This window comes from Janthinobacterium rivuli, from assembly GCF_029690045.1.
In the GTDB taxonomy this organism is placed as follows: domain Bacteria; phylum Pseudomonadota; class Gammaproteobacteria; order Burkholderiales; family Burkholderiaceae_D; genus Janthinobacterium; species Janthinobacterium rivuli.
Map to the genome: position 1 here is coordinate 622,205 of NZ_CP121464.1, position 12,807 is coordinate 635,011.

The 12,807-nt window shown below is 62.9% G+C and carries 6 protein-coding genes; all 6 read left to right on the forward strand.

Going from position 1 to position 12,807, the window contains the following annotated elements; translation table 11 throughout:
- Positions 1–90 precede the first annotated feature (90 nt).
- The 6 genes from hppD (at position 91) to P9875_RS02825 (ending at position 12,777) form a co-directional block, all read left to right on the forward strand.
- Entirely contained in the window at positions 91–1,218 is a 1,128-nt protein-coding gene (gene hppD / locus P9875_RS02800; RefSeq protein WP_070304536.1) for a 4-hydroxyphenylpyruvate dioxygenase, read from the forward strand.
- A gap of 298 nt (positions 1,219–1,516) precedes the next feature.
- Positions 1,517–5,113: an indolepyruvate ferredoxin oxidoreductase family protein gene (locus P9875_RS02805; protein WP_278317528.1), complete on the forward strand. Its 3,597-nt coding sequence runs from the start codon at positions 1,517–1,519 to the stop codon at positions 5,111–5,113.
- Between the two features lie 123 nt (positions 5,114–5,236).
- A complete protein-coding gene (locus tag P9875_RS02810) occupies positions 5,237–6,739 on the forward strand; it encodes a S41 family peptidase (RefSeq protein WP_278317529.1) in 1,503 nt (500 codons plus the stop codon).
- A 299-nt stretch (positions 6,740–7,038) separates the two neighbouring features.
- Complete coding sequence (locus P9875_RS02815; protein ID WP_278317530.1) at positions 7,039–9,624, forward strand: TonB-dependent receptor plug domain-containing protein; 2,586 nt, start codon at positions 7,039–7,041, stop codon at positions 9,622–9,624.
- A gap of 125 nt (positions 9,625–9,749) precedes the next feature.
- Entirely contained in the window at positions 9,750–11,570 is a 1,821-nt protein-coding gene (locus P9875_RS02820) for a M14 family metallopeptidase (protein WP_099401248.1), read from the forward strand.
- Positions 11,571–11,631: 61 nt separating this feature from the next.
- Positions 11,632–12,777 (forward strand): ankyrin repeat domain-containing protein, encoded by a 1,146-nt coding sequence (locus P9875_RS02825; RefSeq protein WP_099401249.1) that lies wholly within the window; start codon positions 11,632–11,634, stop codon positions 12,775–12,777.
- The last annotated feature ends 30 nt before the right edge of the window (positions 12,778–12,807 follow it).

The window sequence follows — 12,807 nt, forward strand, 5'->3', positions numbered from 1 at the left end:
TTGCGCAAATCATGATTGTTCGGGAGATCTTTGGCATTTAATGCCCACAGACCGCGCCTATACTGTGCGCTACTTCTTGGAGGAGACATCATGCAATTTCAGCCTTGGGATAACCCGATGGGTACCGATGGTTTCGAGTTCGTCGAGTATGCAGCACCAGACCCAAAAGCATTGGGCAAGCTGTTCGAGAACATGGGCTTCACTGCCATCGCGCGCCACCGCCACAAGGATGTGACCCTGTACCGCCAGGGCGACATCAATTTCATCATCAATGCCGAACAAGATTCGTTCGCGCAGCGTTTTGCTCGCCATCACGGCCCGTCCGTGTGCGCCATCGCCATCCGCGTCGACGACGCGGCTTTCGTCTACCGCCGCGCGCTGGAACTGGGCGCCTGGGGTTTCGACAATAAAACCGGTCCGATGGAACTGAATATCCCCGCCATCAAGGGCGTGGGCGATTCGCTGCTGTACTTCGTCGACCGCTGGCGCGGCAAGGGCGCCGACAAGGAAAATGCCGCGGCGCCAGGCGGCATTGGCGACATCAGCATCTATGACGTCGACTTCGTCGCCATTCCCGGCGCCGTCGCCAACCCCGTCGGCCATGGCCTGACCTATATCGACCACCTGACGCACAATGTGCACCGTGGCCGCATGAAGGAATGGGCCGGTTTCTATGAAAACCTGTTCAACTTCCGCGAAGTGCGCTACTTCGATATCGAAGGCAAGCATACGGGTCTGAAGTCGAAAGCCATGACTTCGCCATGCGGCAAGATCCGCATTCCGATCAACGAATCGTCGGATGACAAGTCGCAGATCGCCGAATACCTGGATCAGTACCACGGCGAAGGCATCCAGCATATCGCGCTGGGTACCGATGATATCTATGGCTCCGTGCAAGGCATGCGCGATACGGGTATCGATTTCCAGGACACGATTGAAACTTACTATGAGCTGGTCAACCGCCGCCTGCCGAACCACGGCGAGCAGCTGGAAGAACTGCGCCGGCTGCGCATCCTGATCGATGGCCACAGCACGGAAACGGAACGCGAACTGCTGCTGCAAATCTTCACGCAGACGGTGATCGGCCCGATCTTCTTCGAGATCATCCAGCGCAAGGGCGACCAGGGCTTCGGCGAAGGCAATTTCCGCGCCCTGTTCGAATCGATCGAGCTGGACCAGATCAAGCGCGGCGTATTGAAAGATACGAGCGCGGCGTAAGCTGGTGGTGTTTGTCGGCTTACGCCGTTCCGGCTAAGCCGACCTACGGCTGGGGCCAGTAATATAGGTCGGGTTAGCCAGGTTGGCGTAACCCGACATGCCCGCAAAAAGAAGTACTAAAAAGCAGCAAAAGGTACGAACGCAGGAGTGCAGTGCAGCAAAAGAACTGCGCGCCTTCCTGTGGTAGTCTACGACAAACAAGTCATTTTTCCGCACCGGCATGCTCACAAAGCGCGGCCGGTACGTGTGAGTTCAACCGACTTTGCACGCGTAGCACAGAGAATAATGGAGACAAGTAATGAATGCACCAATCAAGGGCTCGAGTCTTGAGCCGGGCGCGCACGCGTCCGAAATTTCGCTAAACGACAAATACACCTTGGAGCGTGGCCGCGCCTTCATGACCGGCACGCAAGCGCTGATCCGCCTGCCCATGCTGCAGCGCGAGCGCGACCTGAAGGCTGGCCTGAATACGGCCGGCTACATCACCGGTTACCGCGGTTCGCCGGTGACGTCCGTCGACATGACGGCGATCAAGGCAAAAAAATATCTCGATGAGCACCACGTCAAATTCCACCCAGGCCTGAACGAAGACCTGGCCGCCACGGCGGTGTGGGGCACGCAGCAAACGAATCTGTTCGAAGATGCGAAATACGACGGCGTGTTCGGCATGTGGTACGGCAAGGGCCCCGGCGTCGACCGCTGCGGCGACGTGTTCAAACACGCGAACAACGCCGGTTCCGCCAAGCATGGCGGCGTGCTGGTGCTGGCCGGCGACGACCATGCGGCCAAATCCTCGTCCACGGCGCACCAGTCCGACCATATCCTGAACGCCTGCGGCATTCCCGTGCTGTATCCGTCGTCGGTGCAGGAATACATCGACTATGGCTTGCACGCCTGGGCCATGAGCCGCTACACGGGCTTGTGGGTCTCGATGAAATGCGTGACCGACATCATCGAGTCGGGCGCCGCCGTCGATTTTGACCCGGACCGCGTGCAGATCACCCTACCGACGGACTTCGAGATGCCGGCCGGCGGCCTGAACATCCGCTGGCCCGACACGGTGCTGGAACAAGAAGTCCGCATGAACAGCTACAAATGGTATGCGGCGCTGGCGTATGCGCGTGCCAACAAGCTCAATAAAATCATCTGGGACAGCCCGAAGGCGCGCATCGGCATCATCACGGCCGGCAAATCGTATCTGGACACGCGCCAGGCGCTGGCCGACCTGGGCATTGACGAGCAGACGGCGTCCGACATCGGCATCCGCCTGTACAAGATCGGCATGACCTGGCCGCTGGAAGCGGACGGCGTGCACGAATTTGCCAAGGGCCTCGACGAGATCCTCGTGGTGGAAGAAAAGCGGCAAATCCTCGAATACGCGCTGAAGGAAGAACTCTACAACCTCAAAGACGGCGAGCGTCCGCGCGTGGTCGGCAAGTTCGACGACACGGGCGAATGGAGCAACCAGAAAGGTACCGGCCACGGCGACTGGCTGCTGCCGGCCACGTATGAGCTGAACCCGGCCATGATCGCCCGCGCCATCGCCAGCCGCATTTCGCGCTACTACGCGGGCCACCCGGTCGAGCAGCGCGTGAAGGAGCGCATCGCCTACCTGGAAGCCAAAGAGAATGTGCTCAAAGCGATCAGCGTGAAACCCGATCCGCAGAAAGACCGCACGCCGTTCTTCTGCTCCGGCTGCCCGCACAACAGTTCCACCAAAGTGCCGGAAGGCTCGCGCGCGCTAGCCGGCATCGGCTGCCACTACATGGTGCTGTGGATGGACCGCGAAACGTCGACCTTTACCCACATGGGCGCCGAAGGCGTCACCTGGGTGGGGCAGGCGCCGTTCACGAATGAAAAGCACGTGTTTACCAACCTTGGCGACGGCACGTATTTCCACTCGGGCATCCTGGCCATCCGCGCCGCCGTCTCGGCCAAGGTGAATATCACCTACAAAATCCTGTTCAACGATGCGGTAGCCATGACGGGCGGCCAGGAATTCGACGGGCCATTATCTCCGGCCATCATTTCGCGCCAGATCGCCGCCGAAGGCGTGGGCCCCATCATCGTCGTCACGGACGAACCGGAAAAATACCCGGACGATTACGCCTGGGCGGAAGGCGTCACCGTGCGCCACCGTTCGGAATTGATGGACGTGCAGCGGGAACTGCGCGACATGCCGGGCGTGTCGGCCATGATCTACGACCAGACCTGCGCCTCGGAAAAACGCCGCCGCCGCAAACGCAATGAATACCCGGACCCGGCCAAGCGTGCCGTCATCAACGAAGCCGTCTGCGAAGGCTGCGGCGACTGCTCCGTGCAATCGAACTGCCTGTCGGTGGAACCGCTGGAAACGGAACTGGGGCGCAAGCGCCAGATCAACCAGTCGTCCTGCAACAAGGATTTCTCGTGCACGACGGGTTTCTGCCCCAGCTTCGTGACGGTGGAAGGCGGCGGCTTGAAAAAGCCGAAGAAGGCTGCTGCCGCCGACAAGGATGCGCCAGCCGCGCCGGCCTTGCCGACGCCGACGATTCCCTCGACGGCCGAGCCGTTCGGCATCCTGGTCACCGGCATCGGCGGCACGGGCGTCGTCACCGTCGGCCAGATCCTGGCCATGGCGGCCCACGTGGAAGGCAAGGGCTGCTCCGTGCTGGACATGAGCGGCCTGGCGCAAAAGGGCGGCCCCGTGATGTCGCACGTGCGCCTGGCGGACCGCCAGGAAGACATCCACTCGACGCGCGTCGGCACGGGTGCGGCTGATCTCGTCATCGGCTGCGACCTGATCGTCACGGCCAGCCGCGACGCCCTGTCGCGCATGGGAGAAGGCCGCAGCTGGGCCATGATCAACTCGACCAGTTCGTCGACGGCCGCCTTCGTGAAGAACCCGGACTGGCAATTCCCCGGTGCTTCGGCGCGCATGGAAATCGAAAAGGCCTGCGGCAGCGACCACGTGGACTTCATCGACGCGGGCCAGATCGCCACGGCGCTGATGGGCGACTCGATCGCGACGAACATGTTCATGCTGGGCTACGCCTGGCAAAAGGGCAAAGTGCCATTGAGCGAAGCGGCCATCATGAAAGCCATCGATCTGAACAACGTCTCGGTGGCGTTCAACAAGGCCGCCTTCAACTGGGGCCGCGCCGGTGCCCACGACGCGGCCAGCCTGGTGCGCATGACAACGCCAGCCAAGGTGGTGGAATTCAAGCGCATCGAAACGCTCGACGACCTGATCGAAAAACGGGTGGCCCTGCTGACGGCCTACCAGGACCGCGCGTATGCGCAGCAGTACCTGGATTTCATCAAACAGGTACGTGCCGCCGAAAGCGCCTTGAATGGCCCGCACTTGCGTCTGACGGAAGCCGTGGCCCGCTACTTCTACAAGCTGATGGCGTACAAGGACGAGTATGAAGTGGCGCGCCTGTACACGGACGGCGCCTTCCAGGCGAAGATCGCCGCCATGTTCGAAGGCGACATCAAGCTCAAGTTCCACCTGGCGCCGCCGATCATGGCCAAGACCGACGCCCAGGGCCACTTGGTGAAGAAGGAATTCGGCCCGTGGATGATGAAGGCGTTCGGCGTGCTGGCCAGGTTCAAGGGCTTGCGCGGTACGGCGTTTGACATCTTCGGCCACACGGCCGAGCGCAAGATGGAGCGCGCGCTGATTCTTGAGTACCGCGCGACGGTAGGCGGCTTGCTGCCGAAACTGACGACGGCCAAGCTGGCGCAAGCCGTGGCCATCGCCAGCATCCCGGAAGACATCCGCGGCTATGGCCACGTGAAGGAGCGTCATTTGAAGGCCGCGAAAGAGAAGGAAGCCAGTCTGCTGATCGCCTTCAATGCACCGACGCCGCTGCCGCCCGTCGTGGCGGCGCCCGTGGCGGCCACTGTGGCGTGATGGGGTGAGCGAAACACAGTAGCAATGGCGCCTGCGGGCGCCATTTTTTTGTATCAAAGAAAACAACGTCTGCTGACAAAACGCATTATAATTTTTAGATAATTTCTTTTCAGAAAGTTTGTCATGCCTGCCCTGCGCCTCTCATCCCTGGCCGTTCCTCTCGTATTGTTGTTGAGTGCCTGCGGCGGAGGCGGAGGAGGCGGCAGCGATAGCGCGCCCGTCGTGCCACCCTTGACGCCGGTGGGCCCGACGGCGTTGGTCGCGTCCTCGACGGTCGCGAACCGCTGCGAGGCACCGCGCAGCGGCAGCAGCATCGACAAGTCTGGCAGCTTGCTCGATGAGCAGACGTGGGTGCGCAGCTGGATCGATGAAACGTATCTGTGGTACCGCGAAGTGCCGACCACCTACCAGCCGCAAAGCTTCACCACGGCCAAGGCGTATTTCGATGTGCTGAAAACGACGGCCACGACGGCGTCCGGCAAGCCGAAGGACCAGTTTCATTTCACCTTGCCGACGGCAGAGTGGGAAGACTCGCTCAACGGCGTGGAACTCGGTTACGGCATGCTGCTGGCGTTGACGCGCACCACGCCGCCGCGCACGGCCGTGATCTCGATCGTCGAGCCAGGCTCGCCGGCCGACCGGGCGGGCTTGCGGCGCGGCGACGTGCTGCAAACCGTCGATGGCGTCGATTTCGTCCATGCCCCCGACGCTGCCAGTGTGGGTATCCTTAACGCCGGCCTGTTCCCCAAGGCGCAAGGCACGCACGCGCTGGGCTTCAGCCGCAACGGCGCGCCCCTGTCCGTGAGCCTGACGGCGCTGGACGTGAGCACCAGCGCCGTGCAGAACGAGCGCATCATCGACACGCCGACGGGCAAGGTGGGCTATCTGACCTTCAACACCCACAACAACGTGGCCGAACGCCAGCTGGCCGAGACCATGGGCCGCTTCCAGGCGGCCGGCATCAGCGACCTGGTGCTCGACGTGCGCTACAACGGCGGCGGTTACCTCGATGTGGCCAGCGAACTCGCTTACATGATTGCCGGCCCGCAAGTGACCACCGGCAAGACCTTCGAACAGGTGCTCTTCAATGACAAGACGCGGCCGGAAGCACCCGTGCCATTCCATGCGCAAAGCCAGGGCTTTCCCGCGCCCAATCCCCTGTCCAAGGGGACGGCGCTGCCCACGCTGGGTCTCAAGCGCGTGACCTTGCTGACAACGGGTAATACCTGCTCGGCCAGCGAAGCCATCATCAACGGCTTGCGCGGCGTAGACGTGCAAGTGAACCTGATCGGCGGCACGACGTGCGGCAAGCCCTACGGTTTCTATCCCACGCCCAATTGCGGCACCACGTATTTTGCCGTGCAGTTCCAGGGCGTCAACGCCAAGGGCTTTGGCGACTTTGCCGACGGCATGGCGCCGACCTGCGACATGGCCGATGATTACCAGCACCAGCTGGGCGATCCGGCCGAAGGCATGCTGGCGGCGGCGCTGCGCTACCGCAGCAGCGGCAGCTGCACGCCGGCCACGGGCGCCATCAGACTGTTGAGTTCGATCGAGCGTCCGGCCGACACGGCCACGCGCCTGTTGCGGCCATCGCACAAGGAAATTGCCATCATGCGCCGTTAAGGCGCAGGTTCCTGCCATGCGCCAGGGTCAGCGCGTAGCGTTTTCCTGCTCATGAATCTTTCTATATAACAATTTTGATATATAGAAAGATGAATCCATTCGTTCTGGAATGACTGGCATTTTGCTATCTTCCCGCTTTTCTCCCACCTTGAGAAGCGCAACGATGTCGAAACAGTTCAAGTTTAACCCCGCTCAGCCTTGGCGTACTGGCCATCCTGGGCGGCACCGCATGGCAGGCGCACGCGCAAACGCAAGCGCCCGCAGCGGATCAGCAGCCGGCGGCCACCCCGCCAGCCGTCGTGGTCACCGGTTCGCGCATTCCCCGCGCCAGCCTGGAAGGCCCGTCTTCCGTCACCATCCTGACCGGCGATGAAATCACCAAGCAAGGCTACAAGAACGTCTTCGACGCGCTGACCAGCCAGGTGCAGAACAGCGGTTTTACGCAGGGCGAGGATTACGGCAATACCTTCACGCCGTCGGCCAATACCATCAGCCTGCGCGGCCTCGGTCCAAACCATACCCTGATCCTGCTGAACGGCCGCCGCCTGGCCGACTTCCCCATCGCCTATGACGGCGCCGTCAACTTCACCAACCTGGCGAACATCCCGGCTAGCATTGTCGACCGCATCGAGATCCTCAACGGCGGCGCCTCGGCCATCTATGGCTCGGACGCCATCGCCGGCGTGGTCAACGTGATCCTGAAAAAACAGGCGGAAGGCTTCGATATCAACGTCAAGGTTGGCGGTACCTCGCGCGGCGGCGCCGGCAACCAGCGCGTGCAACTGACGGGCGGCGGCAATGTCGACAAGCTGCATACCCTGTTCAGCGTGGAGCTGAGCGAACGCGACCCTCTGTGGAGCATGGACCGCGACTTCATGACCAGCCGCTCCGGCGTGCCGACCACGATTGCTTCGCGCCGCACCCAGGCCTCCGGCACGTCCGGCAGCTATGTCGACCTGGGCGACACCTGCAACCAGTTCGGCGACCTGTTCGGCGGCAGCGTCGTCAAGTACCAGGCGAAGAACGGCAGCTATTGCGCCAGCCCGAAAGCCCGTCCGACCTACTGGACCACGCAGACCAAGAACAGCAGCCAGAACGTGTTCGGCAGCGCCAATTACGAGCTCGATGCGGAGACCACGCTGTTTGCCGATTTCCTGCTTGGCAAGAACAAGACCGTCAACAATACACGCGGCCCGTCGTGGACCTCGGCATCGCTGAACGGCGGCTCTTTCCTGAACCAGAACACCGGCGCCTACGAAGAGTGGACCCGCTTCATGGCGCCCGAGGAAATCGGCGGCGTGCAGCGCTACAAGCGCAGTTGGGAGGACGTGGCCACGGCCATCTCGCTGGGCGCCAAGGGCCGCATTCCCGGCACGGCATGGCAGTATGAAGCCAACTACAACGCTTCCATCTACAAGAGCGAAGGCCACACGCCGCGCATGTTGTCGAACATCGACAGCTTCTTCCTGGGGCCCAAGCTGGGCACGGACGCCAAGGGCGTGGCCATTTACGCGCCGGATGCGGCGCGCCTGTCGCGCCGCCTGACGGCTGCCGAATTCGACGGCATCACCGGCTACAGCGACAGCCGTGACAAGGCCTGGACGAATACCCTGAGCCTGGCCACGAATGGCGACCTGTTCCAGCTGCCTGCCGGCACGGTGAAAATTGCCACGATTGCCGAGGCGAGCAAGCAGGGCTTCAGCAACGAACCCGACGCGCGCATCGACCAGGGCTATTTCAATATCGCCACCGGTTCGGGCACCACGGCCGGCACCCGTTCGCGCTATGCGCTGGGCGCGGAATTGAATGTGCCGCTGCATGAGAAGCTGACCGGTACCGTGGCTGGCCGTTATGACCGCTACAGCTTTGCCGGCCGCAAGGAAGGCAAGTTCACCTACAACGGCGGGCTGGAACTGCGCCCGGCGCCGGAGCTGCTGTTCCGCGCCAACTACGCCACCAGCTTCCGTGCGCCGGACATGAACTACATCTACCAGGCCCGCGGCAAAGGCTATTATGCGAGCACCACCGACTACTACCGTTGCGACGCCGCCGGACAAGCCATCGACGGCTGCGAGTATGCGAATAAATCGCCGGGCGCCGATTACGTGCAGAACGGCAGCCGCGAGCTGCAGTCGGAAAAGGGCAAGTCCTTCGGCGTGGGCGCCGTCTGGTCGCCGAGTGCCAATTTCGACGTTTCGGTCGACTACTGGAACATCAAGATCGACGACCTGGTGACGAACCTGGACGCCGACAAGCTGCTGCGCGACGAATCCGATTGCCGCCTGGGCAAGGCCGAGATCGGCTCGCCGACCTGTATCGATACCGTGGGCCGCATCGAGCGTTATGCGGCCAATGCCTTGAACAAGGCGGGCGAGATCAAGACCATCACCGTCAACCCGATCAACGCGGCCAAGCAAAGCAGCAGCGGCATCGACGTCAGCCTGAAGTATGTGCTGCGCACGGCGGACTATGGCCGCTTCGCCTTCAAGGCCAACTACGCGCGGGTGCTGAGCAAGAAATCGCAGCAATTCGCCGGTGACGCAGAGACCGATGAAACCAAATCGATGACCAACAGGGATTGGCCCGACAAGCTGAACCTGAGCGTCAACTGGGGCGCAGGCGACTGGTCGAATACCTTGCTGGTCAGCCGCTACGGCAAGGTGCCTGACTCTGCCGGCAAGGGCTACCTGACGCCGACGGCGCTGGCCAACATCAGTACCGTGTACCGCATCAACGACCGCGCCACCGTGTCGCTGATCGTCAACAACGTGTTCGACAAGATCAAGCGCGATACCAGCAACGGCTGGCCGTACTACCCGATCGGCAACTACAGCCCGCAAGGCCGCCAGGGATGGGTCGAATTCAACTACCACTTTGGCTCGTAATTCACGCTTGCCAGAGCAAGGCCGGAGCAGCTGACGCTGTCCCGGCTTTTTTATTTTCCGGCGCGTTTTTATCCGGCCGCCACTCTATAATTGCCCGCTTGTCCTCTCTCGATGGAGTTTGACCCATGCTACGCCACGCCGTGTTGTCCGCCGCCTTGTTGTCTCTGTTTTCTGCCCCTGTATCTGCCGCTTCGCCGTTGACCACGGTGGCCGAGCGCTCGGGCTTTTTAAATACGGGCCGCTACGCTGAGGTGGAAGTCTTGTGCCGCCAGTTCCAGGCGCGCTATCCAAAGCAGGTGCGCTGTGTGGAATTTGGCCGCACGCCGGAAAACCGCCCCATGCTGGCGCTGGCCGTTTCCAACACGGGCGCGCTGACGCCGGACGCGGCCAAGCTGCGCAAGATACCGGTACTGCTGGTGCAGGGTGGTATCCATGCGGGGGAAATCGACGGCAAGGATGCGGGTTTCCTGGCCTTGCGCGAAGTATTGGAGGGCAAGGCGGCGCCCGGCGTGCTCGATAAACAGGTGCTGCTGTTCGTGCCCGTCTTCAATGTCGATGGCCATGAGCGCTTCGGCCAGTGGAACCGTCCGAACCAGCGCGGCCCCGTGGAAATGGGCTGGCGCAGCACGGCGCAAAACTACAATCTGAACCGCGAATACATGAAGGCCGATTCGCCCGAGATGCAGCACATGCTGGCGCTGGTCAATGCCTGGGATCCGCTGGCGTATGTCGACCTGCACGTCACCGATGGCGCCCAGTTCGAACCCGATATCTCGATTCAGGTCGAACCCGTGCATGCAGGTGATGCTGCCCTGCGCGTGGCGGGAACGGCGCTGCGCGACGGCGTGCTGGCCGACCTGGCCAAGCAGGGTTCCGATCCGAAGCCGTTCTATATTTCGTTTGCCGAGAACGACAATCCGCAATCGGGTTTTGTCGATTCGGCGCCGAACCCGCGCTTCTCGCACGGCTATTTCCAGCTGCGCAACCGCTTCGGCATGCTGGTGGAAACCCATTCGTGGAAGGATTATCCGACCCGCGTGCGCATCACGCGCAACACCATCGTCTCGCTGCTGTCGCAAGTGGCGCAGCATGGCGCGCAGTGGCGGCAAACGGCGCTCGAGGCGGACGCGCGCGCCGCGCAGCTGGCCGGTACGACCTTGCCGCTCACGTATAAAACCACGGACAAGAGCCGCATGATCGCGTTTCGCGGCTACGCCTACACGCGCACGCCATCCGAAGTATCGGGCACGCTGATGACGCGCTACGACGAAACGACGCCGCAGATCTGGAACGTACCCCTGCGCGACGAGATCGTGCCCGACCTGCAGCAGGCTGCGCCGAAAGCCGGCTATCTGGTGCCCGCCGCGCAGGCGCAGATGGTGGCGGCCAAGCTGCGCCAGCACGGCGTGTCGTACCAGGTGCTCGCCGGCGCGCCGGGCAAGCTGCCGGTCGAAACCTTCCGCGCCACGGCCGTCAAATTCGGGGCGCAGTCGTTCGAGGGACGCCAGACGACGGCCGTGCAGGGCGAGTGGCAGAAAGAGGAGCGCGTGGTCGCTGCGGGCGCGCTGTACGTGCCCGTCAACCAGGCCAAGGCGCGCCTGGTCGTGGCCCTGTTCGAGCCGCGCGCGCCCGATTCCCTGCTGGCCTGGGGCAGTTTCAATACGGCCTTCGAGCGCAAGGAATACATGGAAGAATACGTGGCCGAAGATGTGGCGCGCGCGCAGCTGGCGGCCGACCCGGCGCTGGCGGCGCAGTTCCACGCAAAGCTGGGCAGCGATCCTGTATTTGCCAAGAGCCCGGCCGCGCGCCTGGAGTTCTTCGCCCGCCGCCACGCTTCCTGGGATGAGCGCCTGAACCTGTATCCGGTGCTGCGCACGGATGCCGCGCCGGCCGGCCTGGCATTGCCGCCGACGCGCACACCGAAGTTGTCACATCGCGCAGATTAATCGAAAGAAAATGCTATTCTCCGCTCGATGATGGCGCCGCCACCACGAGCAGGGAACAGGCATGGTCGACAAAACACTCTATAACCAGCACCGCGAAGCGTTTTTTCGCCTGTGCGACGCCGTCGGCGAGAATCAGGTGGAACAGGTGCGCAGCCTGCTCGAGGCTACACCGCTGCTGTTGACCTTGCGCCGCTACAATATGGATGACGGCGAATCGCTGCTGCACCTGGCCGCGGCCGGCGGCAGCCGCGAGGTCTGCGCCCTGCTCGTGTCACTGGGCATGGACGTCGATCTGCCCTTGCCCGGTTACCGCAACCTGACGCCGCTGGATGCGGCGGCCAGCCATGGCCACCTCGATACTTGCCGCTGGCTGCTCGAGCAGGGCGCCGCCGTCGATGGCTTGCCGGACAATATACTGTCGCCGCTGGACAGCGCCTGCGTCGGCGGCCACCAGGACGTGGCAGCATTGCTGCTGCAGCGGGGCGCCAATCCGAACCGCCTGCATACGCGCTGGAACCAGGCGCCCGTCGATATCGCCACCGGCTGGGGTTTTCCCGCCATCGCCCGATTGCTCGCTGCCGCCGGCGGCGTCAGCATACTCGACGTGCCGCAGCAAGCGGCCGCGTCACCGCAGGAAGCGATCCGCACCTTCATGCACAACAGCGCCGGCTGGGTGCTGCCGGCCGTGTTCAGTCCGGACAGTGGCGACGCGCGCTTTTCGCTGGGCATCAGCTGCATCGGCGGCAAGCGCGATTTCAAGCTGTTGTTTACGGTTGGCCTGTTCCAGCAATCCCCGATGACGGAGCTGGCTTTGTGCCTGCCGGCCCGCTGGCCGCTGACCGTGCACGGCTTCGCGGAGCACAGCCCATGGCGCTTTCCCGTGGCGCTGCTGGCACGCTTGGGACGGCGCACGCTCGACCAGGCCAGCCTGGCGGCGGGCGAGCTGCTGCGGCGCGACGATCCCCACCTGGCGGACCTGGCGTGGCCGGACGGCGTCGATGCGCTGCTGGCCATCGACAAGCGCTGGAATCCGGCGCCGGAGGAAGAAGACATCGCCGACGATGACAAGGTCACCATCTATCTGCTGGTGCCGGTGACGTTCACGAAGAAAGGCGCGCCCGACGCCAGCGCCTTGCCGGCCCTGATGGAGCGCAAGCTCAAAGGCAGCTGGAAAGTGTCGGCCCTGCCCATCCCCGTCATTGGCTAGCGCCGGCCTGCACGCGCGCAGGGCCAGATC

What these genes read in the sequence shown, in the direction of transcription:
- P9875_RS02825 (WP_099401249.1), top strand. Translation starts at nt 11,632, where the DNA reads ATGGTCGACAAAACACTCTATAACCAGCACCGCGAAGCGTTTTTTCGC.
- hppD (WP_070304536.1), top strand. Translation starts at nt 91, where the DNA reads ATGCAATTTCAGCCTTGGGATAACCCGATGGGTACCGATGGTTTCGAG.
- P9875_RS02820 (WP_099401248.1), top strand. Translation starts at nt 9,750, where the DNA reads ATGCTACGCCACGCCGTGTTGTCCGCCGCCTTGTTGTCTCTGTTTTCT.
- P9875_RS02805 (WP_278317528.1), top strand. Translation starts at nt 1,517, where the DNA reads ATGAATGCACCAATCAAGGGCTCGAGTCTTGAGCCGGGCGCGCACGCG.
- P9875_RS02810 (WP_278317529.1), top strand. Translation starts at nt 5,237, where the DNA reads ATGCCTGCCCTGCGCCTCTCATCCCTGGCCGTTCCTCTCGTATTGTTG.